23 protein-coding genes are annotated in these 22828 nt (G+C 61.3%); 14 read left to right on the top strand and 9 right to left on the bottom strand.

Going from position 1 to position 22828, the window contains the following annotated elements; all coding sequences use genetic code 11:
• Positions 1-57: 57 nt before the first annotated feature.
• From ptsP to D109_RS0121575, 6 genes are all read right to left on the bottom strand, one after another.
• Positions 58-2565, bottom strand: a complete 2508-nt coding sequence (ptsP, locus tag D109_RS0121550; RefSeq protein WP_017478688.1) for a phosphoenolpyruvate--protein phosphotransferase — start codon at positions 2563-2565, stop codon at positions 58-60.
• Positions 2566-2601: 36 nt separating this feature from the next.
• Entirely contained in the window at positions 2602-3624 is a 1023-nt protein-coding gene (locus D109_RS0121555) for an SIS domain-containing protein (RefSeq protein ID WP_026078132.1), read from the bottom strand.
• Positions 3605-4711 carry an N-acetylglucosamine-6-phosphate deacetylase gene (nagA, locus tag D109_RS0121560; RefSeq protein ID WP_017478690.1) on the bottom strand — a complete coding sequence of 369 codons (1107 nt, stop codon included), beginning with the start codon at positions 4709-4711 and terminating at the stop codon, positions 3605-3607. The genes D109_RS0121555 and nagA overlap by 20 nt, the downstream gene beginning before the upstream one ends.
• A 10-nt stretch (positions 4712-4721) precedes the next feature.
• Positions 4722-5480, bottom strand: coding sequence for a GntR family transcriptional regulator (locus D109_RS0121565; RefSeq protein WP_017478691.1), 759 nt, complete (start codon positions 5478-5480; stop codon positions 4722-4724).
• 264 nt (positions 5481-5744) lie between these two features.
• Positions 5745-6248 carry a murein L,D-transpeptidase family protein gene (locus tag D109_RS0121570; RefSeq protein ID WP_017478692.1) on the bottom strand — a complete coding sequence of 168 codons (504 nt, stop codon included), beginning with the start codon at positions 6246-6248 and terminating at the stop codon, positions 5745-5747.
• Between the two features lie 42 nt (positions 6249-6290).
• Complete coding sequence (locus D109_RS0121575) at positions 6291-6839, bottom strand: NUDIX hydrolase (protein ID WP_017478693.1); 549 nt, start codon at positions 6837-6839, stop codon at positions 6291-6293.
• Positions 6840-6985: 146 nt separating this feature from the next.
• Between D109_RS0121575 and D109_RS0121580 the strand changes: the two genes are divergently transcribed.
• From D109_RS0121580 to purT, 5 genes are all read left to right on the top strand, one after another.
• Complete coding sequence (locus D109_RS0121580) at positions 6986-7588, top strand: CoA pyrophosphatase (protein ID WP_017478694.1); 603 nt, start codon at positions 6986-6988, stop codon at positions 7586-7588.
• Positions 7589-7627: 39 nt separating this feature from the next.
• Positions 7628-8152, top strand: coding sequence for a gamma carbonic anhydrase family protein (locus tag D109_RS0121585; RefSeq protein ID WP_008438249.1), 525 nt, complete (start codon positions 7628-7630; stop codon positions 8150-8152).
• Positions 8149-8364, top strand: a complete 216-nt coding sequence (locus tag D109_RS0121590; RefSeq protein ID WP_017478695.1) for a DUF1289 domain-containing protein — start codon at positions 8149-8151, stop codon at positions 8362-8364. The genes D109_RS0121585 and D109_RS0121590 overlap by 4 nt, the downstream gene beginning before the upstream one ends.
• Before the next feature lie 164 nt (positions 8365-8528).
• Positions 8529-8996, top strand: coding sequence for a hypothetical protein (locus tag D109_RS0121595; protein WP_003209599.1), 468 nt, complete (start codon positions 8529-8531; stop codon positions 8994-8996).
• 69 nt (positions 8997-9065) lie between these two features.
• Entirely contained in the window at positions 9066-10247 is a 1182-nt protein-coding gene (gene purT, locus D109_RS0121600; RefSeq protein ID WP_026078133.1) for a formate-dependent phosphoribosylglycinamide formyltransferase, read from the top strand.
• Positions 10248-10372: 125 nt separating this feature from the next.
• On the opposite strand, the gene D109_RS0121605 is transcribed toward purT, so the two are convergent.
• From D109_RS0121605 to D109_RS0121615, 3 genes are all read right to left on the bottom strand, one after another.
• On the bottom strand, positions 10373-11683 hold the full coding sequence (locus D109_RS0121605; protein ID WP_003209595.1) for an MFS transporter: 1311 nt from the start codon (positions 11681-11683) through the stop codon (positions 10373-10375).
• A 221-nt stretch (positions 11684-11904) separates the two neighbouring features.
• Positions 11905-13143, bottom strand: coding sequence for a transporter associated domain-containing protein (locus tag D109_RS0121610; RefSeq protein WP_026078134.1), 1239 nt, complete (start codon positions 13141-13143; stop codon positions 11905-11907).
• Positions 13144-13155: 12 nt separating this feature from the next.
• Entirely contained in the window at positions 13156-13968 is an 813-nt protein-coding gene (locus tag D109_RS0121615) for an inner membrane protein YpjD (protein ID WP_026078135.1), read from the bottom strand.
• Between the two features lie 234 nt (positions 13969-14202).
• Between D109_RS0121615 and ffh the strand changes: the two genes are divergently transcribed.
• The 9 genes from ffh (at position 14203) to thrC (ending at position 22826) form a co-directional block, all read left to right on the top strand.
• Complete coding sequence (ffh, locus tag D109_RS0121620; protein WP_003209589.1) at positions 14203-15579, top strand: signal recognition particle protein; 1377 nt, start codon at positions 14203-14205, stop codon at positions 15577-15579.
• A 250-nt stretch (positions 15580-15829) separates the two neighbouring features.
• On the top strand, positions 15830-16081 hold the full coding sequence (rpsP, locus tag D109_RS0121625; RefSeq protein WP_003209587.1) for a 30S ribosomal protein S16: 252 nt from the start codon (positions 15830-15832) through the stop codon (positions 16079-16081).
• 5 nt (positions 16082-16086) lie between these two features.
• Positions 16087-16623: a ribosome maturation factor RimM gene (gene rimM, locus D109_RS0121630; protein ID WP_010565276.1), complete on the top strand. Its 537-nt coding sequence runs from the start codon at positions 16087-16089 to the stop codon at positions 16621-16623.
• Positions 16624-16666: 43 nt separating this feature from the next.
• Positions 16667-17377, top strand: coding sequence for a tRNA (guanosine(37)-N1)-methyltransferase TrmD (trmD, locus tag D109_RS0121635; RefSeq protein WP_256219557.1), 711 nt, complete (start codon positions 16667-16669; stop codon positions 17375-17377).
• Between the two features lie 45 nt (positions 17378-17422).
• Complete coding sequence (gene rplS / locus D109_RS0121640) at positions 17423-17773, top strand: 50S ribosomal protein L19 (RefSeq protein ID WP_003175895.1); 351 nt, start codon at positions 17423-17425, stop codon at positions 17771-17773.
• Between the two features lie 362 nt (positions 17774-18135).
• Complete coding sequence (gene xerD, locus D109_RS0121645) at positions 18136-19032, top strand: site-specific tyrosine recombinase XerD (RefSeq protein WP_017478700.1); 897 nt, start codon at positions 18136-18138, stop codon at positions 19030-19032.
• A 154-nt stretch (positions 19033-19186) separates the two neighbouring features.
• The gene (gene dsbC / locus D109_RS0121650; RefSeq protein WP_017478701.1) at positions 19187-19918 is read left to right on the top strand and encodes a bifunctional protein-disulfide isomerase/oxidoreductase DsbC; all 732 of its coding nucleotides are present in this window, start codon (positions 19187-19189) and stop codon (positions 19916-19918) included.
• 126 nt (positions 19919-20044) lie between these two features.
• Positions 20045-21349, top strand: coding sequence for a homoserine dehydrogenase (locus D109_RS0121655; protein WP_017478702.1), 1305 nt, complete (start codon positions 20045-20047; stop codon positions 21347-21349).
• Between the two features lie 67 nt (positions 21350-21416).
• Positions 21417-22826 carry a threonine synthase gene (gene thrC / locus D109_RS0121660; protein ID WP_003209579.1) on the top strand — a complete coding sequence of 470 codons (1410 nt, stop codon included), beginning with the start codon at positions 21417-21419 and terminating at the stop codon, positions 22824-22826.
• The last annotated feature ends 2 nt before the right edge of the window (positions 22827-22828 follow it).

Consider the following 22828-nt stretch of genomic DNA (forward strand, 5'->3'; position numbering starts at 1 on the left):
GTTGCAGCCCTTCGATAAAATGTTGATACACGGCGTGTCTCCCTATTTTTGTTGTTTTCAGCTCAGCGGCCAGTGGTGTTGACAGGCTTGGCGAACGGCTTTGGCGCTGCTCAGGTTAAGCAGGCTTTGGCTCAGTTGCCGGCATTGGGCTGCGTCCAGGTGACGGACACGGTCCTTGATTTCTCCGATTTGCGGCGGGCTGACAGACAGCTCGCTGATGCCCAGGCCGATCAGCACCGGCGTGGCCAGCGGGTCGGACGCCAGCGCCCCGCACACACCCACCCAACGGCCATGCTTGGCGGCGCCGATGCAGGTTTGGGCGATCAGCCGCAGCAGTGCCGGGTGCATCGCGTCGACTCGGGCGGCGAGGCCGGCGTGGTCGCGGTCCATGGCCAGGGTGTACTGGGACAGGTCATTGGTGCCGATGGACAAAAAGTCCGCATGCTCGGCCAGTTGCTCAGCCATCAGCGCGGCGGCGGGGACTTCGATCATCACGCCCAGCTCCGGGCGCTGGGTCAGTTCCAGCTCGGCGCACAGTTCATCGAGGCGCTGGCGGATGTGCAGCAGTTCGTCGACTTCGCTGACCATCGGCAGCAGGATTCGGCAGCGTTCCAGCGGCGAGACTTGCAACAGCGCACGCAGTTGCTGGTCCAGCACTTCCGGACGCACTTGCGCCATGCGAATGCCCCGCAGGCCCAGCACTGGATTGGTCTCGAACGGCAGCGGCAGGTAGTCGAGTTGCTTGTCGCCGCCGACGTCGATGGTGCGGATGATCACGGATTTGTCGCCCATGGCATCCAGCACAGCCTGGTAGGCCTGGTGCTGCTCTTGCTCGTCAGGCGCAGTGCGGCGATCAACAAAGAGGAATTCGGTACGCAGCAGGCCGACGCCATCGGCGCCATTCTCGAAGGCTAACTGGGCTTCGGCGCTGGAGGCGACATTCGCGGCCACTTCAATACGCACGCCATCCTGAGTGCTGGCAGTGCCTTGAGCCTCCGCGTGCTGCTGTTGGTGCCGCAGTTTCTGTGCATCGCGCAACTGATGAACCTGAGCGTGGCGTGCATCATCCGGTGTCAGTTCCAGTCGACCGTTGGCGGCGTCCAGCACCACCCGTTGACCCTGTGGCACCTCCAGCACTTGCTCGCCCAACGCGACCACACACGGCAGGCCTTTGCCCCGTGCCAGAATCGCCACATGAGAAGTCGCGCCGCCTTCGGCCATGCAGATACCGGCGGCGTGTTGCTTACTCAATTGCAGCAGATCCGACGGGGTCAATTCATGGGCCGAGACGATCGCGCCGGGCGGCAATTCGAAGTGCCAGGCCTCACCCAGCAGCGCCCGCAGCACGCGTTGTTGCAAGTCCCGCAGGTCGTTGGCGCGTTCGGCGAACAGCGGTTTGCCAAGGGCGAGCAGCACTGCGCATTGGGCCTGGATCGCATCGCGCCAGGCGTGAGTGGCGGCACTGCCGTGTTCGATGGCGCTAGTAGCGGCTTCCAGCAGCGTCGGGTCTTCCAGCAGTGCCAGGTGGGCGGCGAAGATCTCTTCTTCCTCCACATCCTTGCGCTGGCGGGCCTGGTTCAGGGTGTGGCGGATTTCGCCGCGCACCTGTTCCAGGGCGCTGTCCAGGTGCTGCAATTGCTCATCCGGAACATTGTTGCCCCGGTCCGCCGGCAGCTCGATTCCGTTCAGGCGGAACAGCGGGCCGCAGACCAGACCCGGCGCGGCGCAGACGCCTTGCAGCACACCGGCCTCGGTATTCGCGCGTCGCGGGGCGACGGCCACCGGGGCGTGATGTTCTTCGCTGACGGCCACCGACAGCGCGGCGATCAGTGCTTGCAGCGCGGCTTCACAATCCTTGCCACGACAAGTGACCTGTACCTCGTCCTGCTCACCAATCCCGAGGCCCATCAAACCGATCAAGCTGTCGCACGAGGCCGATTTGCCGGCGAAATGCAGCTGCGACTGGCTGCTGAATGCCTGTGCAGTCTTGCGGATCAAGGCCGCGGGGCGCGCATGCAGGCCGCCACGATGGGTGATGCGAATAGTCGCACTGGCTTCGGCGACAGACTCATCAATCACTTTCGCTGCCCCGGCCAACCGCGCAACCACATGCAGCAGCGGCTCACCGACCCTGACGGTTTTCAGGGTGATGGGCCGCAACTCAAACGACTCGCTGTTGGTCAGGATGATCAGGCTGACCAGGCTTTTGCACTGCCGCGCAATCAGGTCCAGGTCAAACTGCACCAGTGCCTGGCCCTTGCTGACTCGCGCCCCTTGCTTGACCAGCAGCGCAAAGCCTTCGCCGTTCAATTCCACCGTGTCGATGCCCACGTGCATCAGCAATTCGGCGCCGTTATCGGCGCGAATGGTCAGCGCATGCCCGGTGCGGGCGACATGGATGATCACGCCGTCGCACGGCGCATGCAGGCAATCGTTGAGCGGGTCGATAGCAATGCCGTCGCCCATGGCGCCACTGGCGAACACTTCGTCGGGAACGTTGCCCAGGGTCAGTACCGGCCCACTGAGGGGAGCGCTGAGGGTGAGGTCTTTATTATTGTGGGACATGGGCACGGTACTCATCAGGAAATCGCTGCAATCAACTCAGTGGGTACGGGTCACTTTGCTCAAGTGACGCGGTTGGTCCGGGTCCATGCCCCGGGCCTCTGCCAAACCGGCAGCCATCACGTAGAAACTCTGGATCGCCAGGATCGGGTCCAGGGCCGGGTGTTCGGCGCGGCTCAGGGTCAGGTCGCGTTCGGCGATGTCGTCGGGAGCGGCCAGCAACACACGGGCACCGCGCTGGCGCATGTCGGCGGCCAGGTTCAGCAGGCCGGCTTGTTCGGCGCCACGGGGAGCGAAAACCAGCAGCGGGTAGTTGTCATCGATCAGGGCCATCGGGCCATGGCGCACTTCGGCGCTGCTGAAGGCCTCGGCCTGGATCGCCGAGGTTTCCTTGAGCTTGAGCGCGGCTTCCTGGGCAATGGCAAAACCGGCGCCACGACCGATCACCATCAGTTGCTGGCAGCCGCGCAGGGCTTCGATGGCCACGCTCCAGTCTTGCTTGGCCGCTTCACGCAAACCGTCGGGCAATGCCTTACAGGCTTGAAGTAACTCGTCTTCCTGATTCCAGTGGCCGATCAGTTGGGCGCTGGCACTCAGGGTGGCGATAAAGCTTTTGGTGGCGGCGACGCTGCGTTCCGGCCCGGCGCACAGCGGCACGTGGAATTCGCAGGCGGCTTCCAGTGGCGAGTCTTCGGCGTTGACCATCGAGATGCTCAAGGCGCCGCGCTTGCGCAGCAGGCGCAGGCTGTTGACCAGGTCCGGGCTTTGCCCCGACTGGGAGAAACCGAACGCCACTTGCCCGCTGACCTTGAGCGGCGATTGCAGCATGGTCACCACCGACATCGGCAACGACGCCACCGGAATCCCGAGATGTTGCATGGTCAGGTAGGCGAAGTAACTGGCGGCGTGGTCCGAGCTGCCGCGAGCAATGGTCATTGCCACTTGCGGCGGCTGGCGACGCAGGCGGCCGGCGACTTCCTCCAGCAATGGGTCCAGGCGTTGCAGTTGAGCCTCGACGGCCTCGCAGGAGGCCAGGGCCTCTTCAAGCATTTTTGAAGTCAATGGTTTCTCCTTCGACCATTACGTCGGTGAGGTGCAGGGAGCGGTCCAGGCGCACGCAGTCGGCAAAGCTGCCGGGTTGCAGGCGACCGCGTTCTTCGAGGCCCAGGTAGTCCGCAGGAAATTGCGACAGGCGTTGTGAGGCTTCGCTGATGGGCAGGCCGATCTTCACCAGGTTGCGCAGCGCCTGGTCCATGGTCAGGGTGCTGCCGGCCAGCGTTCCATCGGCCAGGCGTACGCCGCCCAGGCACTTGGTCACGGTGTGGCTGCCCAGCTTGTATTCACCGTCGGGCATGCCGGCGGCGGCGGTGGAATCGGTGACGCAGTACAGGCACGGGATCGAACGCAGGGCCACGCGCATGGCGCCGGGGTGCACGTGCAGCAGGTCGGGAATCAGTTCGGCGTATTTGGCGTGGGCCAATGCGGCACCGACGATGCCGGGCTCGCGGTGATGCAGCGGGCTCATGGCGTTATACAAATGGGTAAAGCTGGTGGCGCCGGCGGCGAGGGCGGCGACGCCTTCTTCGTAGCTGCCCAGGGTATGGCCGATCTGCATGCGCACGCCGCGTTCGCTGAGGGCGCGGATCAGGCCGTCATGGCCGGCGATTTCCGGAGCAATGGTGATCACCCGGATCGGCGCCAGGCGCAGGTATTCTTCGACTTCGGCCATCAAGGCGGTGTGGGCGAAGTTCGGTTGTGCGCCGAGTTTTCCCGGATTGATGTAGGGGCCTTCCAGGTGCACGCCCAGAACACGGGCGGTGCCGGTCGGGCGGTTTTCGCAATAGGTGCCGATCTCGCCGAGCACGCGGGTGATTTCGTCCACCGGCGCGGTCATGGTGGTGGCCAGCAGCGAGGTGGTGCCAAACCGCACGTGGGTGCGGGTGATGGTGTGGAAGGCGTCGGAGCCTTCCATGATGTCCTTGCCGCCACCGCCGTGCACATGCAGGTCGATAAAGCCTGGCAGCAGGTACGGCAGGTCGTTGTCAGCCGGGTCGCACGGGCTGCCGTCAACGGCAGTGACCTTGCCGTGCTGGTGCACCAGGCGGCCGCGAATCCAGCCGTGTGGCGTGAGGATGTTGTCTTCGGACATGGGCAGTTCTCTAAATTCGCAGTTCAGCGGAATAGTCGTGGCGGCGCAGTTCTGCGACGAAGTCGTAGTAGTCGTTGCGGCAATAGGTGTCGGTGATTTCAATCGGGGTGTTGTCGGCGGTGTAGCCCACCCGGGTCATCAGCAGCATGGCGGTGCCGGGGGCGATGCCCACCAGGGCCGCGAACTCGTCTGAGGCGTTGATCGCCTGGATGTGTTGCAGGGCGCGCACGATGGGCTTGCCGATGCTCTCCAGGTATTCGTACAGAGAGTTGCCGATGGCCTGCGGGTGGGGGAGGACAGAGGCGGGCATGGCGGTCATTTCAATCGCCATCACCGTGTCGTCGGCCTTACGCAAGCGCTTGAGCCGTGCGACCTTGTCGGCAGGCGACAGGCCCAGGCGGATCAATTCTTCATGGGTGGGCTGGGTGATGTCCCGCTCCAGCCACTGGGACGTCGGCACAAACCCCTTGAGCCGGAGCATTTCGCTGAAGCCCGAGAGGCGCGACAGCGGCTGTTCCAGGCGTGGCGTGATGAAGGTTCCGGAGCCTTGGCTGCGACGGATCAGGCCTTGTTCGAACAGTACTTCCAGCGCCTTGCGGGCGGTCACTCGGGAAATGCTCAGTTGCTCGCTGAGGGCGCGTTCCGACGGCAATGCCTGCTCGGATTTCCATTGGCCGGCATGAATCGCGGCTTCGAGGTTACGGGCCAGTTGCAGGTACAGCGGCGTCGATTGTTTATCGTCGGGGCGCAGGGCCAGGATGGGATTCATCGTGTCGGTTTCCGATGCGGTTATTGGAGTGTTGTCGCCCGGTAGTGATCGCAAGCTAATACCACTTAAATACCATGTCAATGCAGCGAAAACGGTGCAGCCGAGCGTTTGCGGGCGCCTTAATAGTGCGCCAGTTCAAGTGGTATTAGAGAGGTCTTTCTTTCGCGCAGAAGCGCGCAGCTTGCCGGGGTGAACTGGTATTCACCGGCAAGCGCTGCGTGGGGCAGGAATTTTTTTTGAATTATTTTACGAGTGGCGGAAAAATTACGGACGAATCTCGATCATCGTGCCGTCCTTGACCAGGTTCCAGACTTCGCGCATGTCGACATTGCGCATGCCGATGCAGCCGTCGGTCCAGTCCAGGGTGTGGAACAGCTCTTCGGGGTAGTCCTCGGCGTCGGGGGTGCCGTGGATCATGATCATGCTGCCGGGCTTGACCCCTTCGCGGCGGGCGCGGGCGGAGTCGCTGATGTTGGGGTAGGAGATGTGCATGGCCAGGTTGAAGCGGTCGCTGGTCTTGCGCCAGTCGATCCAGTAGAAGCCTTCCGGGGTTCGGCGGTCGCCTTCCATCAGCTTGGTGCCTTTGGGGTTCTTGCCCAGGGAAATGCGGTAGGTCTTGAGGGGCTTGCCGTCGTTGATCAGTTGCAACTGATGGGCGGACTTGAGCACCAGGATTTTTTCGACGGGTTTGCCCCCCAGGATCACTTGGGTGGAGGCTGGCGACAGCGTGGCAAACGACAGGCAGATCAGAGCAAGCAACCAACGCATTAAAACGGTATCCCCTGAAAAGACTACGTGCCGCCTGGAGTGTTATTTGGCCAACTGGGTCAGCGGCGGCACGGACTCGCTGCGCACCGGATACGACTGTTGCCGGCGGTCAGCAAAAAAGCATTCTAAGGTACGCCCGACCGTGCGGAAAGCCAGCTCGGACCAAGGGATGTCGGCTTCATCGAATAAGCGCACTTCGAGGCTTTCGGGGCCTGCGGCAAAGTCCAGGTCGATCAGTTCGGCCCGGTAGAAGATGTGCACCTGGCTGATGTGCGGCACGTCGATCAGGGTGTAGATGCTCAGGTTGCGCACCCGGGCGCAGGCTTCTTCCATGGTTTCGCGCATGGCGGCCTGTTCGACGGTCTCGCCGTTCTCCATAAAACCTGCAGGCAGGGTCCAGAAACCCAGGCGCGGCTCGATGGCGCGGCGGCACAGCAGCACCTGGTCGCCCCACACCGGCACGGTGCCGGCGACGATATTGGGGTTCTGATAGTGAATGGTCTGACAGTGATCGCAGACATAACGCAGGCGTGCGTCGCCTTCGGGAATGCGCTGGGTGACTGGTTTACCGCACTGGCTGCAGAAGTTCATGCTGGGGTTCCTGGAGAGTGCGCCTATCTTGGCGTGACCGGGTATGGCCTGCAAGTTGTCGTTTAGCGACACGCCCGGGGTTTTGGGGTTGGGCGTGCGCACGGTTTGGTGCATGATGCAAGGTAGCCAACAGACCGAGATGACTCATGCTGGACGAGCTACTTCGCCGGGTAAGCAATCATACGCCCCACACGCTGGAGACCGACGGTCGGTTCCCGGAAGCGGCGGTACTGGTGCCGATCACCCGCAGTGACGAACCCGAGCTGATCCTGACCTTGCGCGCCAGCGGGTTGTCGACCCATGGCGGCGAAGTGGCGTTCCCTGGCGGGCGCCGCGACCCGGAAGACCCGGACCTGATCTTCACCGCGCTGCGGGAAGCCGAAGAAGAAATCGGTCTGCCGCCGGGCCTGGTGGAAGTCATCGGCCCGTTGAGCCCGCTGATTTCCCTGCACGGTATCCGCGTCACGCCTTATGTAGGCGTTATCCCCGATTACGTTGAATACCTGGCCAATGACGCCGAGATCGCCGCTGTTTTCAGCGTGCCACTGGAGTTTTTTCGCCAGGACCCTCGCGAGCATACCCACCGTATCGATTACCAGGGCCGCAGTTGGTACGTGCCCAGTTACCGGTTTGGCGAATACAAGATCTGGGGCCTGACGGCGATCATGATCGTCGAGCTGATCAATCTGCTCTATGACGACACCAACATCAGCCTGCATCGACCGCCGAAAAGCTTCATCAATACCTAAGAGCCAGATGGCCATCGTTCCTGCCGTGAGGATCCACCTATGAAATACCGCCTGGGCGACGCCCGAGTCGAAACCCATCCCAACAGCTGGGTGGCCCCCAACGCCACGCTGGTGGGCAAGGTCAAGCTGGAGGAGGGCGCCAACGTCTGGTTCAACGCGGTGTTGCGCGGCGACAACGAACTGATCCTGATCGGCAAGAACAGCAACGTGCAGGACGGCAGCGTGATGCACACCGACATGGGTTACCCGCTGACCCTCGGCACCGGCGTGACCATCGGCCATAACGCCATGTTGCATGGCTGCACCGTCGACGATTACAGCTTGATCGGCATTAATGCGGTGATTCTTAACGGGGCGAAGATCGGCAAGCACTGCATCATCGGCGCCAACTCGCTGATCGGCGAGGGCAAGGAAATTCCCGATGGTTCGCTGGTGATGGGCTCGCCGGGCAAAGTGGTACGGGAGCTGACCGACGTGCAGAAGAAGATGCTTGAAGCCAGCGCTGCACACTATGTGCATAACGCCCAGCGTTATGCCCGTGATCTGGTTGAGCAGGAAGAATGACCGTATCTGAACGGCCGGTAGCGTCGCCTTGCGTGAGCATTTGCGCGCTGGATGACGATGATATCTGCACGGGATGCCAGCGCACGGTGGAAGAGATTACCCGCTGGAGTCGCATGGACAACGCCGAGCGCCGGGCGGTGCTGGGGTTGTGCCATGAGCGGGCGAAGGCGAGTGGGCTGGTGTGGATGATTCCGGGGAAGTCCGGCGCCTGATAGACCGCTTTCGCGAGCAAGCCCGCTCCCACATTTGATTGCGTTTATCTTGGAGGAATGCGTTCAAAATGTGGGAGCGGGCTTGCTCGCGAAAGGGCCCGCCCAGACGACATATTTCCAAATGTGAAGTACCCTGTGCCCCTTGTTCACAGGTCCCTCGCCCCATGTTCTTCCTGATCGCCTATATCAGCAGCGTCGTGCTGATCAACTTTGCCTTTTCCACCGCTCCGCACCTGGATGTCATCTGGTCTGCCTGGGGCGGCCTGGTGTTTGTCCTGCGGGACATGGTGCAAACCCGCTTCGGCCATGGCGCGATCATCGCCATGCTGGCGGCGCTGGTGCTGTCCTATATCACCTCCGATCCGTCCATCGCCCTGGCCAGCGCCACGGCGTTCGCGGTGTCCGAATGCATTGACTGGCTGGTGTTCAGCATCACCAAGCGCCCACTCCACGATCGCCTGTGGATCAGTTCGGCGCTGAGTATTCCCCTCGATACCTTCATCTTTTTCGGCCTGATCGGCGCACTCACGCCTGCCGTGGCCGGCACCGCCCTGGTCTCGAAATTCGCCGGCGTCACCGTGGTGTGGCTGGCCATGGCCTGGCGTTTGCGCCGGCAGCGCGTCGCCAACTGAAGCCAATCTTTACAGTTCATGTAAAATGCCGGCCTTTCTCCCCACGATCCGCTCCCCTGAGGACCTGAGATGACCCGAATCGGAACTCCATTGTCGCCAACCGCGACCCGCGTAATGCTGTGTGGCTGCGGTGAGCTGGGCAAGGAAGTGGTAATCGAACTGCAACGCCTGGGCGTTGAAGTGATTGCCGTGGATCGCTACGCCAACGCACCGGCCATGCAGGTTGCCCACCGTAGCCATGTGATCAACATGCTCGATGGCGCCGCCCTGCGTGCCGTGATCGAGGCCGAAAAGCCGCACTTCATCGTGCCGGAAATCGAAGCGATCGCCACCGCCACCCTGGTTGAGCTGGAAGCCGAAGGCTTCAACGTGATCCCGACCGCCCGTGCGACCTTGCTGACCATGAACCGCGAAGGCATCCGTCGCCTGGCCGCTGAAGAGCTGGACCTGCCGACCTCGCCGTACCACTTCGCCGACACCTTCGAGGACTACAGCAAAGCCGTCACCGACCTGGGCTTCCCGTGTGTGGTCAAGCCGGTGATGAGTTCGTCCGGCAAGGGCCAGAGCCTGCTGCGCAGCGCCGATGACGTGCAGAAAGCCTGGGATTACGCCCAGGAAGGCGGGCGTGCCGGCAAGGGCCGGGTGATCATCGAAGGCTTTATCGACTTCGACTACGAAATCACCCTGCTGACCGTGCGCCACATCGGCGGCACCACCTTCTGCGCGCCTGTCGGTCACCGTCAGGAGAAGGGCGACTACCAGGAATCCTGGCAGCCACAGGCCATGAGCCCGATTGCACTGGCGGAATCCGAGCGCGTTGCCAAGGCGGTCACCGAGGCGTTGGGTGGTCGTGGTCTGTTTGGTGTCGAGCTGTTCATCAAGGGCGATCAGGTGTGGTTCAGCGAAGTGTCGCCGCGTCCCCATGACACTGGTTTGGTGACCCTGATTTCCCAGGACCTGTCGCAGTTCGCCCTGCATGCGCGGGCAATTCTCGGCCTGCCGATTCCGTTGATCCGTCAGTTCGGGCCTTCGGCTTCGGCAGTGATTCTGGTGGAAGGCAAGTCGACCCAGACGGCGTTTGCCAACCTGGGGGCTGCGTTGAGCGAGCCGGACACGGCGTTGCGTTTGTTCGGCAAGCCGGAAGTGAACGGTCAGCGCCGCATGGGCGTTGCGCTGGCGCGGGATGAGTCGATTGAGGCTGCCCGGGCTAAAGCGACCCGTGCTTCGAAGGCGGTTGTTGTAGAGCTGTAACCCCCCCGCCGATCGTTCCCACGCTCCGCGTGGGAATGCCGCGCTGGACGCTCCGCGTCCGCTCTTAAGGGCGTGACGCAGAGCGTCACCGGATGCCGTTCCCACGCAGAGCGTGGGAACGATCATCAGGCGACCTTGTTCAAATCGTTATTGCGCGTCTCTTTCAGGCAGAGCACAGCAATCAAGCTGATCACCGCTGCTGCCGACACATATCCGCCGACGTAACTCAAACCGCCCATCGCCACCAGCTTGGTCGCGAAGAACGGTGCCGCCGACGCGCCCACGATCCCGCCCAGGTTATACGCCGCCGAAGCACCGGTATAACGCACGCGGGTCGGAAACAGTTCCGGCAACATCGCGCCCATCGGGGCAAAGGTCACGCCCATCAGGAACAGCTCCAGCGCCAGGAACAGTGCCACGGCCCAGGTTGAACCGTGGGTCAGCAACGGTTCCATGGTGAAGCCGGAGAGGATGGTCAGGATCGCACCCACAATCAGCACCGGCTTACGCCCGTAACGGTCGCTGGCCCACGCTGCCAGCGGCGTCGCCGCGCCCATGAATAGCACGGCGAAGCACAGCAGGCCGAGGAAGGTTTCACGGCTATAGCCCAGCGTGGACACGCCGTAGCTCAAGGAAAACGCGGTGGTGATATAGAACAGCGCATAACACACCACCATCGACGCCGCGCCCAGCAGTACCGGCAGCCAATGCTGGCTGAACAGTTCCACCAGTGGCACTTTAACCGGGGCTTCTTTGGCTACGGCATTCGCGAATACAGGTGTTTCATGCAGTTTGAGGCGCGCATACAGGCCCACCATCACCAGCGCCGCGCTGAGGATGAACGGAATGCGCCAGCCCCAGCTGCGGAATTGCTCGTCGCTCAGGCTCATGGCCAGGATCAGGAACAGTCCGTTGGCTGCCAGAAAGCCGATCGATGGGCCCAGTTGCGGGAACATGCCGAACCAGGCGCGTTTGCCCTTCGGTGCGTTCTCGGTGGCCAGCAACGCCGCGCCGCCCCATTCGCCGCCAAGCCCGAGGCCTTGGCCAAAGCGCAGTACGCAGAGCAGGATCGGCGCCCAGGCCCCGATGCTGTCGTAACCGGGCAGCAAGCCGATGAGGGTGGTGCACACGCCCATCAGCAGCAGGGACGCCACCAGTGTCGACTTGCGGCCGATCCGGTCGCCAAAGTGGCCAAACAGTGCCGAACCCAACGGCCGCGCGATAAACGCGATACCGAAGGTCAGGAACGAGGCAAGCATCTGCGCCGTGCCGGACGTTTGCGGGAAGAACACCGGGCCGATCACCAGGGCAGCGGCAGTCGCATAGATATAGAAGTCGTAGAACTCGATGGCGGTGCCGATGATGCTCGCGGTGGCGACCCGGGCCGTCGAGTTGGTCGGGGCGGCGGTCGCCGTCTCGTTATAGGTGGTGCTCATTGAAGTATCCCTGACGGTCATTGCGCGTTTGGACGCGGATTATTATTGGTCGAACACCCATGGATCAGGGTTGTGCGCGGGGCGGCTCGGGATGGGAGCAAACACCGGTCAGACACGGTAAAGCGGTGCCTGGACGCGCTCAGTGCGGGTAGCACGCGGTCGGGCGGGGCTTGGGTAAGCCGCCCGATTATAGGAAGCGGTTTGCGGATCCAACAAGGGGCTTAAGCGGCGACCGGCACTGTGCTGGTGTGCCAGATCAGCACCTTGGCGACGCGGTTGTCCTCGGTCTCGAGGATTTCCAGGCGATAGCGGCCGATTTTCAGGCACACGGCGCAGTCCGGGATGGTCTCCAGTGCTTCGGTCACCAGGCCGTTGAGGGTCTTGGGGCCGTCGCTGGGCAGGTGCCAGCCGAGGGTTTTGTTCAAGTCGCGAATCGAGGCGGCGCCGTCGATCACGTAGCGACCATCCAGTTGTGGCTGGATGTGCGGGTTGTCGAGATGCTGCTCGCTTTCGAACTCACCGACGATTTCTTCAAGAATGTCTTCCAGAGTCACGATGCCCAGCACTTCGCCATATTCATCCACCACCATGCCCAGGCGGCGCTGCTGCTTGTGGAAGTTCAGCAATTGCAGTTGCAGCGGTGTGCTTTCCGGTACGAAGTAGGGCTCGTGACAGGCCTCCAGCAGCGCTTCCTTGGTCAGGCTGGCGTCCGGCAGCAGATGGCGGATCTGCCGGGTGTTGAGCACCGCTTCGACCTGGTTGATATCGCTGTGGAACACCGGCAGCCGGGTACGCGTGGAAACCCGCAGTTGCTCGATGATTTCCTCTACCGAGTCATCCAGGTTGATGCCGTCCACTTCGCTGCGGGGCACCAGGATGTCATTCACGGTGATGTTGTCCAGGGCATGAATGCCTGGCATGCCCGGTGCGCGGGTGTTGGGGATTTCGGCTTCCGGCTCGTCGTCCTGATCCGGCTGCGGCTCGTCGCTCTTCTTGACCACGCCAGGTTTGCGGGCAAATGGGCGCAGCAGCAACAGGCTGACGCCGTTGAGCAGCCAAGCCAGCGGATAAAGGATTTTCAACGGCACGCTCAGCAACGTATTGCCGAAACCGAGGATGGTTTGCGGGTGGCGAGTGGCCAGGGCGCGGGGCAGATAGTCGGCCAGCACCAGCAGGATCGCGCTGGAGATCACCCAGCCGAGCCATGGGCCGTTTTCCGCCCAGGCGTAGATCGCCAGCAGGGTGCAGAGAATCACCACCACGGCGCGGCACAAGGTGTTGCAGAGGATCAGGCTGTTGCGCGGGAAATTCAGGCGGGCGGCGGCTTTGTCACCCTGGCGGGTGCCAGGGCGCAGGGCCAGCAAATGTTGCTGGGCGGCTTCGATGGCGGTAAACAGCGCCGACCATAAAACCAGCAAGGCTACTACCGCAAGCATCGGCCCTAAGGGCAAGTTGTCCATGTCGGCTGCCCGTCAGATATGCAGGATGTATTCGCGAACCAGCTTGCTGCCGAAATAGGCCAGCATCAGCAGGCAGAAACCGGCCAGGGTCCAGCGGATCGCCTTGTGCCCGCGCCAGCCGAGGCGGTTGCGGCCCCACAGCAGCACGCTGAACACCACCCAGGCCAGGCACGCCAGCAGGGTCTTGTGCACCAGGTGCTGGGCGAACAGGTTCTCGACGAACAGCCAGCCGGAGATCAGCGACAGCGACAGCAGCGTCCAGCCGGCCCAGAGGAAGCCGAACAGCAGGCTTTCCATGGTTTGCAACGGCGGGAAGTTCTTGATCAGCCCGGATGGGTGCTTGTGCTTGAGCTGGTGGTCTTGCAACAGCAGCAGCAAGGCCTGGAACACCGCGATGGTGAACATGCCGTAGGCGAGGATCGACAGCAGGATGTGGGCGAGGATGCCCGGCTCTTCATCAATGACCTGCACGGTGCCGGTCGGCGTGAATTGCGCCAGCAGTACCGTCAGCACGCCGAGCGGGAACAGCAGCACCAGCAGGTTCTCCACCGGAATCCTGTAACAGGCCATCAGGGTCAGTGCGATCACTGCGGCGGCAATCAGGCTGGCCGCGCTGAAAAAATCCAGGCCCAGGCCGACCGGCGTCATCAAGTGCGTGAACAGGCTGGCCGCGTGGGCGAGCAGGGCAAGGACGCCAAGGCCTACCAACAGGCGTTTGTCGGCCTTGGCGCCTTGGGCCAGACGAGTGCCCTGATAGAGGGTCGCAGCGGCATACAAGATGGCGGCGGCGAGGCTGGGTAGCAAACTGGGTGACAAAGGGAGCATAAATCCTGTTAAGCAGGCCCGAAAGGCGCTGAGTTTGGCATACACCTGCGTAACACGAAAGACTCTCAGGCCAGACAGCGGGTGTGCATGGCGACAGTCTTCGCTATAATCCGCGACCTGCCCACGCCGCAGGCTCGCCGAGCGCTGTTTTTAATAGCGATTTACCACAGCCTGGGCCGCCATTACCTCGGTCTAACAATGCATTTCGATGAATAGGGCCTGAAAGGATCGCGCATGTTTGAAAATCTGACTGACCGTCTCTCGCAGACGCTGCGCCATGTCACCGGCAAGGCCAAGCTGACCGAGGACAATATTAAAGACACCCTGCGTGAAGTGCGCATGGCGTTGCTGGAAGCCGACGTCGCCTTGCCGGTGGTGAAGGACTTCGTCAACTCGGTCAAAGAGCGCGCGGTCGGCACTGAAGTGTCCCGCAGCCTGACCCCGGGCCAGGCCTTTGTGAAGATCGTCCAGGCCGAACTCGAAAGCCTGATGGGCGCGGCCAACGAAGATTTGAACCTCAGCGCCGTGCCGCCAGCCGTTGTGCTGATGGCTGGCCTGCAAGGTGCGGGTAAAACCACCACCGCCGGCAAACTGGCGCGCTTCCTTAAAGAGCGCAAGAAGAAGTCGGTGATGGTGGTGTCTGCGGACGTTTACCGTCCGGCCGCGATCAAACAGCTGGAAATGCTCGCGGGCGAAGTGGGTGTGACCTTCTTCCCGTCCGACCTGAGCCAGAAGCCGGTCGATATCGCCCAGGCGGCTATTAAAGAAGCCAAGCTGAAATTCATCGACGTGGTCATCGTCGATACCGCCGGTCGCCTGCACATCGATGAAGAGATGATGGGTGAGATCAAGGCGCTGCATGCCGCGATCAACCCGGTAGAGACCCTGTTCGTGGTCGACGCCATGACCGGCCAGGATGCGGCCAACACCGCCAAGGCCTTTGGTGATGCGCTGCCGCTGACCGGTGTGATCCTGACCAAGGTCGATGGTGACGCCCGTGGCGGTGCCGCCTTGTCGGTGCGTGCGATTACCGGCAAGCCGATCAAGTTCATCGGTATGGGCGAGAAGAGCGAAGCGCTCGAGCCGTTCCACCCTGAGCGGATCGCCTCGCGTATCCTCGGCATGGGCGACGTGCTCAGCCTGATCGAGCAAGCTGAAGCGACCCTCGACAAGGACAAAGCCGACAAGCTGGCTAAAAAGCTGAAGAAGGGCAAGGGCTTCGACCTCGAAGACTTCCGCGACCAGCTGCAGCAGATGAAGAACATGGGCGGCCTTGGCGGCCTGATGGACAAGCTGCCGAACATCGGCGGCGTGAACCTGGCGCAAATGGGCAATGCCCAGGGCGCGGCAGAGAAGCAATTCAAGCAGATGGAAGCCATCATCAATTCCATGACCCCGGCCGAGCGCCGCGACCCTGAGCTGATCAGCGGTTCGCGCAAACGTCGGATCGCCATGGGTTCCGGCACTCAGGTGCAGGACATCGGTCGCTTGATCAAGCAGCACAAGCAGATGCAGAAGATGATGAAGAAATTCTCCGCAAAAGGCGGAATGGCCAAGATGATGCGCGGCATGGGCGGTATGTTGCCCGGCGGCGGCATGCCGAAAATGTAAAGAATTCGAGCAGAAGCTTGCTTCTGCTCCGACCCACACGGATGTGGGATCTCCAGCAAACCCGCCATTGGCGGGAGCTGACTTGCCGTTTTAACCGACGGCTCTATAGCAGATCTGAATGGCACGCTGATAGGCGCCAGAAAAAGACATTTGCAAAAGTCCGGATATTCCTTAGAATATGCGGCCTTTCGGGCACCTATGCCCGCTGTGCATTTAGATTTGCAGCACCGACTACAGGAACGATGTTCACATGCTAACAATCCGTCTTGCCCTTGGCGGCTCCAAAAAGCGCCCGTTTTACCACTTGACCGTAACTGACAGCCGCAACCCACGTGACGGCTCTCACAAGGAACAAGTTGGCTTCTTCAACCCGATCGCTCGTGGTCAAGAAGTCCGTCTGTCCGTGAACCAAGAGCGCGTAGCCTACTGGCTGAGCGTTGGTGCACAACCTTCTGAGCGCGTTGCTCAGTTGTTGAAGGATGCATCTAAGGCTGCGGCCTGAGCAATATGAACGCGACGCCAGCGGTTGCTGATGATTTGATCGTTATCGGCAAGATTTATTCTGTTCATGGCGTTCGCGGCGAAGTGAAGGTGTATTCCTTTACTGATCCGACTGAAAACCTGTTGCAGTACAAGACCTGGACGCTCAAGCGCGAAGGTAGTGTGAAACAGGTAGAGCTGGTCAGTGGACGCGGGAACGACAAGTTCCTGGTCGCAAAGCTCAAGGGTCTTGATGATCGTGAAGAAGCTCGTCTTCTGGCCGGTTATGAGATCTGCGTGCCGCGCAACCTGTTCCCTGAATTGACCGACGGCGAGTACTACTGGTACCAGCTGGAAGGTTTGAAGGTTATTGATCAACTCGGGCAATTGCTCGGGAAAATCGATCATCTTCTGGAAACCGGCGCCAATGATGTAATGGTGGTCAAGCCTTGCGCTGGCAGCCTGGATGATCGTGAACGCCTGTTGCCCTATACAGAGCAATGCGTGTTGGCCGTCGACCTGGCAGCGGGCGAGATGAAGGTGGAATGGGACGCGGACTTCTAAGGTGGCTAACCTGCGCGTTGAAGTGATCAGTTTGTTTCCCGAGATGTTTTCCGCCATCAGCGAGTACGGCATCACCAGTCGGGCGGTGAAACAGGGGCTCTTGCAGCTCACCTGTTGGAACCCGCGAGACTACACGACAGATCGACATCACACTGTGGACGACCGCCCATTTGGCGGTGGCCCGGGCATGGTGATGAAGATCAAGCCCCTGGAAGATGCGTTGGTTCAGGCCAAGGCAGCCGCCGGGGAGAAGGCGAAGGTAATTTACCTGTCCCCTCAAGGCCGTCAGCTGAATCAGTCGGCGGTACGCGAGTTGGCGAATCTGGAAGCATTAATCCTGATTGCCGGTCGCTATGAAGGCATTGACGAGCGGTTTATTGAAGCTCACGTCGATGAAGAGTGGTCGATTGGGGACTATGTCCTGTCTGGCGGCGAGCTGCCGGCGATGGTCCTGATAGATGCGGTTACACGACTGCTGCCTGGAGCTTTAGGGCATGTGGACTCCGCGGAGGAAGATTCCTTCACGGATGGTTTGCTGGATTGCCCGCACTACACCCGACCGGAGGTGTATGCGGATCAGCGTGTTCCCGACGTATTGCTAAGTGGCAATCACGCACACATCCGGCGTTGGCGTTTACAGCAGTCCCTCGGGCGGACCTATGAACGACGCGCCGATCTTCTGGAAAGCCGCTCGCTTTCTGGAGAAGAGAAGAAGCTGCTCGAGGAATACATCCTCGGGCGGGACGATAGTTAACAACGTATCGATGGTAGGTCCGATGACTTACCTTAGGAGCACAGCATGACTAACAAAATCATCCTTGCACTCGAAGCAGAGCAGATGACCAAAGAGATCCCTACCTTTGCCCCGGGCGACACCATTGTCGTTCAGGTGAAAGTGAAGGAAGGCGACCGTTCGCGTCTGCAAGCGTTCGAAGGCGTGGTAATTGCGAAGCGTAACCGTGGTGTGAACAGTGCTTTCACTGTTCGTAAAATCTCCAACGGTGTTGGCGTAGAGCGTACTTTCCAGACCTACAGCCCGCAAATCGACAGCATGGCCGTTAAGCGTCGCGGTGACGTACGTAAAGCCAAGCTGTACTACCTGCGTGACCTGTCCGGTAAAGCAGCTCGCATCAAGGAAAAACTGGCTTAAGTCCAGCTTCCCGATGCAGAAAAAAGCAGCCTACGGGCTGCTTTTTTGTTGCCTGAAATTTGTCCATTTCCCTGGTAGCTATTCATGATTACCCGCCTCGAAGAAATTCAGCGTCGCACTGACCTTAAAGCCGTTTTCCGCTTTTGTGGCGAGGGAGCTTGCTCCCGTTGGGCTGCGCAGCGGCCCTGAAACCGGCAATAGAAGTCTCTCTGTTGGACCTCAATGGTCAATCAGGGCCGCTTCGCGCGCCAGCGGGAGCAAGATCCCTCGCCACAGATTATTTGCCCACCTTCATTGATGTGTAGATGACTGTGCTGCGATAGGATCTACCCGACACCGCCACTTTCCCAGCCTGAGCCCTCATGCCCGCCATCGACCATCCCCAGATCGACCGCTTCCTCGATGCCCTATGGCTGGAAAAAGGCCTGTCAGACAACACCCGCCAGGCCTACCGCAGTGACCTGGCGTTGTTCAATGGCTGGTTGCAGGAAAAAAACCTCGAGCTGCTCAACGCCGGTCGCGAGCTGATCCTCGACCATTTGTCCTGGCGCCTGGAGCAAAATTACAAACCGCGCTCTACCGCGCGTTTTCTCTCGGGTGTACGTGGCTTTTATCGCTACCTGCTGCGGGAAAAGCTGATCGCTGTGGACCCCACCCTGCAAATCGACATGCCGCAGTTGGGCCGGCCATTGCCCAAATCCCTGTCGGAAGCTGACGTCGAAGCCCTGCTCGCAGCCCCGGACTTGAGCGAGGCCATCGGCCAGCGTGACCGCGCCATGCTGGAAGTGCTGTATGCCTGCGGCCTGCGCGTCACCGAGCTGATCAGCCTGACCCTGGAGCAGGTCAACCTGCGCCAGGGCGTATTGCGCGTGATGGGCAAGGGCAGCAAGGAGCGCCTGGTGCCCATGGGCGAAGAGGCGATTGTGTGGGTCGAACGCTACATGCGCGACGCCCGCAGCGAGTTGCTCAACGGTCGGCCCAGCGATGTGCTGTTCCCCAGCCAGCGTGGCGAGCAGATGACCCGCCAGACCTTCTGGCATCGCATCAAGCATCAGGCCAAGGTCGCGGGGATCGGCAAGTCGTTGTCGCCCCATACCCTGCGCCACGCGTTCGCCACGCATTTGCTCAACCACGGCGCGGATTTGCGCGTGGTTCAAATGCTCCTGGGCCACAGTGACTTATCCACCACCCAGATCTACACCCACGTGGCGCGGGCACGTTTGCAGGAGATGCACGCCAAGCACCATCCCCGTGGATGAAAAACCCTTCGGAAAAAGCCCAATTTCCCCGCGACTGGCTGCCCTGCGGCCCAACTGTGGTAGGCTTTGCCGGTTCGCAAAGGGGACGGCCCAAACCCGTTTTTGAAGATCGGTGTTCCTGCTCCCGTCCCTGCATCTGCCTTCAGGAGTTCCCATGCGCTTGACCCAGATTTTTGCCATCGCAGCCATTGCGTTGGTCTCCACCTTTGCCGTCGCCGATGACGCCGCAGAAAAGACAATCCGCAAGAGCCTGGAAGCCCTCCAGCTCGACACTCCGATTGAAAGCATCAGCGCCAGCCCGATGGCCGGCCTGTACGAAGTCAAGCTCAAGGGCAGCCGCGTGCTGTACGCCAGCGCCGATGGCCAGTACATCGTCCAGGGCTACCTGTTCCAGTTGAAAAACGGCAAGCCCGTGAACCTCACCGAAAAAGCCGAGCGCCTGGGTGTATCCAAGCTGATCAACGGCATTCCGGTGGCTGAAACCGTGGTTTACCCGGCCATTGGCGAAACCAAGACCCACATCACCGTGTTCACCGACACCACCTGCCCGTACTGCCACAAGCTGCACGCCGAAGTGCCTGAGCTGAACAAGCTCGGCGTTGAAGTGCGCTACGTGGCGTTCCCGCGCCAGGGCCTGGGTTCGCCGGGTGACGAGCAGTTGCAAGCCGTCTGGTGCTCCGCCGACAAGAAGGCCGCCATGGACAAGATGGTCGATGGCAAGGAAATCAAGGCTGCCAAGTGCGCCAACCCGGTTTCCAAGCAGTTCGCCCTCGGCCAGTCGATTGGGGTGAGCGGCACGCCGGCCATCGTTTTGGCTGACGGTCAGGTGATTCCGGGCTACCAGCCAGCGCCGCAAGTTGCCAAACTGGCACTCAACGCAAAGTAAACACAATCGTCGAGCCTTGACGATCATGACTCGCCGACAGTTCGGCGGGTCATTAATAGAGAGCCGCAGTTGTGCGGCTGTTTTCACGGCCGACCTTGAGTCGGCCGTTTCATGGGGAGTTCTTCAGTGAAACCGGTCAAAGTAGGCATCTGTGGGTTAGGGACCGTCGGTGGCGGCACCTTCAACGTACTTCAGCGTAACGCTGAGGAAATTTCCCGCCGTGCAGGGCGTGAGATTGAAGTGGCGCAAATTGCCACGCGTACGCCAAAGCCTCAGTTCCAAACGACCGGTATTGCGATTACCAACGATGTCTTCGAAGTCGCCACCAACCCTGAAATCGATATTGTCATCGAACTGGTGGGCGGCTACACCGTGGCCCGCGAACTGGTGCTCAAGGCCATCGAAAACGGCAAGCATGTGGTCACTGCCAACAAGGCGCTGATCGCCGTGCACGGCAACGAGATCTTCGCCAAGGCCCGCGAGAAGGGCGTGATCGTGGCATTCGAGGCCGCAGTGGCCGGTGGTATCCCGGTGATCAAGGCCATCCGTGAAGGCCTGTCCGCCAACCGCATCAACTGGGTGGCCGGCATCATCAACGGCACCGGTAACTTCATCCTCACCGAAATGCGCGAGAAGGGCCGTACCTTCGAAGACGTGCTCGCCGAAGCCCAGGCACTGGGTTACGCCGAAGCCGATCCGACCTTCGACGTCGAAGGCATCGACGCTGCCCACAAGCTGACGATCCTGGCGTCCATCGCCTTTGGTATTCCGCTGCAGTTCGACAAGGCCTACACCGAAGGCATCACCAAGCTGACCACTGCCGACGTGAACTACGCCGAAGCCCTGGGCTACCGCATCAAGCACCTCGGTGTGGCGCGCAGCACCCCGGCCGGCATCGAGCTGCGTGTGCACCCGACGCTGATCCCGGCCGACCGCCTGATCGCCAACGTCAATGGCGTGATGAACGCCGTGATGGTCAACGGTGACGCCGCCGGTTCGACCCTGTTCTACGGTGCCGGCGCCGGCATGGAGCCCACGGCTTCCTCGGTGATCGCCGACCTGGTGGACGTGGTTCGCGCCATGACCAGCGACCCGGAAAACCGCGTACCGCACCTGGCCTTCCAGCCAGACTCGCTGTCGGCCCACCCGATCCTGCCGATCGAGGCCTGCGAAAGTGCCTACTACCTGCGCATCCAGGCTAAGGATCATCCGGGCGTGCTCGCTCAGGTGGCCAGCATCCTGTCGGAGCGCGGCATCAACATTGAATCGATCATGCAGAAGGAAGTCGAAGAACAAGACGGCCTGGTGCCCATGATCCTGCTGACCCACCGTGTGCTGGAACAGCACATCAACGATGCCATCGCCGCGCTTGAAGCGTTGCAGGGTGTGGTTGGGCCGGTGGTGCGGATTCGCGTCGAACACCTGAACTAATCGTTTTGCGGCAAGGGCCCCACGCGTTCGGCGGCCCTTGTTCAAGCATGCTCTAGAGGAGCCAGTCATGCGTTATATCAGCACCCGCGGCCAGGCACCGGCCCTGAATTTCGAAGACGTTCTGCTGGCCGGTCTGGCCACTGACGGCGGCCTGTACGTGCCGGAAAACCTGCCACGCTTCACCCAGGAAGAAATCGCGTCCTGGGCCGGCCTGCCGTACCACGAACTGGCGTTCCGGGTGATGCGCCCGTTCGTCACCGGCAGCATTCCGGATGCGGATTTCAAGAAGATCCTGGAAGAAACCTACGGCGTGTTTTCCCACAGCGCCATCGCTCCGTTGCGCCAACTGAACGGCAACGAATGGGTCCTGGAACTGTTCCACGGCCCGACCCTGGCATTCAAGGATTTCGCCCTGCAACTGCTGGGTCGCCTGCTGGACTACGTGTTGGAAAAACGCGGAGAGCGCGTGGTGATCATCGGCGCCACTTCCGGTGATACCGGCTCGGCGGCGATCGAAGGTTGCAAGCACTGCGAAAACGTCGACATCTTCATCCTGCACCCGCACAACCGCGTGTCGGAAGTGCAGCGTCGGCAGATGACCACGATCTTCGGCGAGAACATCCACAACATCGCCATCGAAGGCAACTTCGATGACTGCCAGGAAATGGTCAAGGCCAGCTTTGCCGACCAGAGCTTCCTCAAGGGCACGCGCCTGGTGGCGGTGAACTCGATCAACTGGGCGCGGATCATGGCCCAGATCGTCTACTACTTCCATGCGTCCCTGCAGTTGGGCGGCCCGGCGCGTTCGGTGTCGTTCTCGGTGCCGACCGGCAACTTCGGCGACATCTTCGCGGGTTACCTGGCGCGCAACATGGGCCTGCCGATCAACCAGTTGATCGTCGCCACCAACCGCAACGACATCCTGCACCGCTTCATGAGCGGCAACCAGTACGTCAAGGAAACCCTGCACGCCACGCTGTCGCCGTCGATGGACATCATGGTGTCGTCGAACTTCGAACGCCTGCTGTTCGACATGCACGGTCGCAACGGCGCTGCCCTGGCTGGCCTGATGGACAGCTTCAAGCAAGGTGGCGGTTTCAGCGTCGAGCAAGAGCGCTGGACCGAAACCCGCAAGCTGTTCGACTCCCTGGCCGTGGACGACGCCGAAACCTGCGAGACCATCGCCGAAGTCTACGCCCAGACCGGCGAGTTGCTGGACCCGCACACCGCCATTGGCGTCAAGGCCGCGCGGGAATGCCGCCGCAGCCTGGACATCCCGATGGTGATTCTCGGCACTGCGCACCCGGTCAAATTCCCGGAAGCGGTGGAGAAGGCCGGGGTTGGCAAGGCGCTGGAATTGCCGCCGCACCTCACCGATCTGTTTGAACGCGAAGAGCGTTGCACCGTGTTGGCCAATGACCTGAAAGCGGTGCAGGCGTTTGTCAGCCAGCATGGCAATCGCGGCAAGCCACTCTGAGC

Origin of the sequence: Pseudomonas sp. PAMC 26793, from assembly GCF_000313235.1 — a bacterium.
Classification (GTDB): domain Bacteria; phylum Pseudomonadota; class Gammaproteobacteria; order Pseudomonadales; family Pseudomonadaceae; genus Aquipseudomonas; species Aquipseudomonas yamanorum.

What these genes read in the sequence shown, in the direction of transcription:
- xerD (WP_017478700.1), top strand. Translation starts at nt 18,136, where the DNA reads ATGCCCGCCATCGACCATCCCCAGATCGACCGCTTCCTCGATGCCCTA.
- nagA (WP_017478690.1), bottom strand. Translation starts at nt 4,711, where the DNA reads ATGTCCGAAGACAACATCCTCACGCCACACGGCTGGATTCGCGGCCGC.
- ffh (WP_003209589.1), top strand. Translation starts at nt 14,203, where the DNA reads ATGTTTGAAAATCTGACTGACCGTCTCTCGCAGACGCTGCGCCATGTC.
- rplS (WP_003175895.1), top strand. Translation starts at nt 17,423, where the DNA reads ATGACTAACAAAATCATCCTTGCACTCGAAGCAGAGCAGATGACCAAA.
- D109_RS0121580 (WP_017478694.1), top strand. Translation starts at nt 6,986, where the DNA reads ATGCTGGACGAGCTACTTCGCCGGGTAAGCAATCATACGCCCCACACG.
- trmD (WP_256219557.1), top strand. Translation starts at nt 16,667, where the DNA reads ATGTTTTCCGCCATCAGCGAGTACGGCATCACCAGTCGGGCGGTGAAA.
- D109_RS0121565 (WP_017478691.1), bottom strand. Translation starts at nt 5,480, where the DNA reads ATGAATCCCATCCTGGCCCTGCGCCCCGACGATAAACAATCGACGCCG.
- D109_RS0121595 (WP_003209599.1), top strand. Translation starts at nt 8,529, where the DNA reads ATGTTCTTCCTGATCGCCTATATCAGCAGCGTCGTGCTGATCAACTTT.
- dsbC (WP_017478701.1), top strand. Translation starts at nt 19,187, where the DNA reads ATGCGCTTGACCCAGATTTTTGCCATCGCAGCCATTGCGTTGGTCTCC.
- thrC (WP_003209579.1), top strand. Translation starts at nt 21,417, where the DNA reads ATGCGTTATATCAGCACCCGCGGCCAGGCACCGGCCCTGAATTTCGAA.
- ptsP (WP_017478688.1), bottom strand. Translation starts at nt 2,565, where the DNA reads ATGTCCCACAATAATAAAGACCTCACCCTCAGCGCTCCCCTCAGTGGG.
- D109_RS0121605 (WP_003209595.1), bottom strand. Translation starts at nt 11,683, where the DNA reads ATGAGCACCACCTATAACGAGACGGCGACCGCCGCCCCGACCAACTCG.
- D109_RS0121570 (WP_017478692.1), bottom strand. Translation starts at nt 6,248, where the DNA reads ATGCGTTGGTTGCTTGCTCTGATCTGCCTGTCGTTTGCCACGCTGTCG.
- D109_RS0121590 (WP_017478695.1), top strand. Translation starts at nt 8,149, where the DNA reads ATGACCGTATCTGAACGGCCGGTAGCGTCGCCTTGCGTGAGCATTTGC.
- D109_RS0121610 (WP_026078134.1), bottom strand. Translation starts at nt 13,143, where the DNA reads ATGGACAACTTGCCCTTAGGGCCGATGCTTGCGGTAGTAGCCTTGCTG.
- D109_RS0121575 (WP_017478693.1), bottom strand. Translation starts at nt 6,839, where the DNA reads ATGAACTTCTGCAGCCAGTGCGGTAAACCAGTCACCCAGCGCATTCCC.
- rimM (WP_010565276.1), top strand. Translation starts at nt 16,087, where the DNA reads ATGAACGCGACGCCAGCGGTTGCTGATGATTTGATCGTTATCGGCAAG.
- purT (WP_026078133.1), top strand. Translation starts at nt 9,066, where the DNA reads ATGACCCGAATCGGAACTCCATTGTCGCCAACCGCGACCCGCGTAATG.
- rpsP (WP_003209587.1), top strand. Translation starts at nt 15,830, where the DNA reads ATGCTAACAATCCGTCTTGCCCTTGGCGGCTCCAAAAAGCGCCCGTTT.
- D109_RS0121615 (WP_026078135.1), bottom strand. Translation starts at nt 13,968, where the DNA reads ATGCTCCCTTTGTCACCCAGTTTGCTACCCAGCCTCGCCGCCGCCATC.
- D109_RS0121585 (WP_008438249.1), top strand. Translation starts at nt 7,628, where the DNA reads ATGAAATACCGCCTGGGCGACGCCCGAGTCGAAACCCATCCCAACAGC.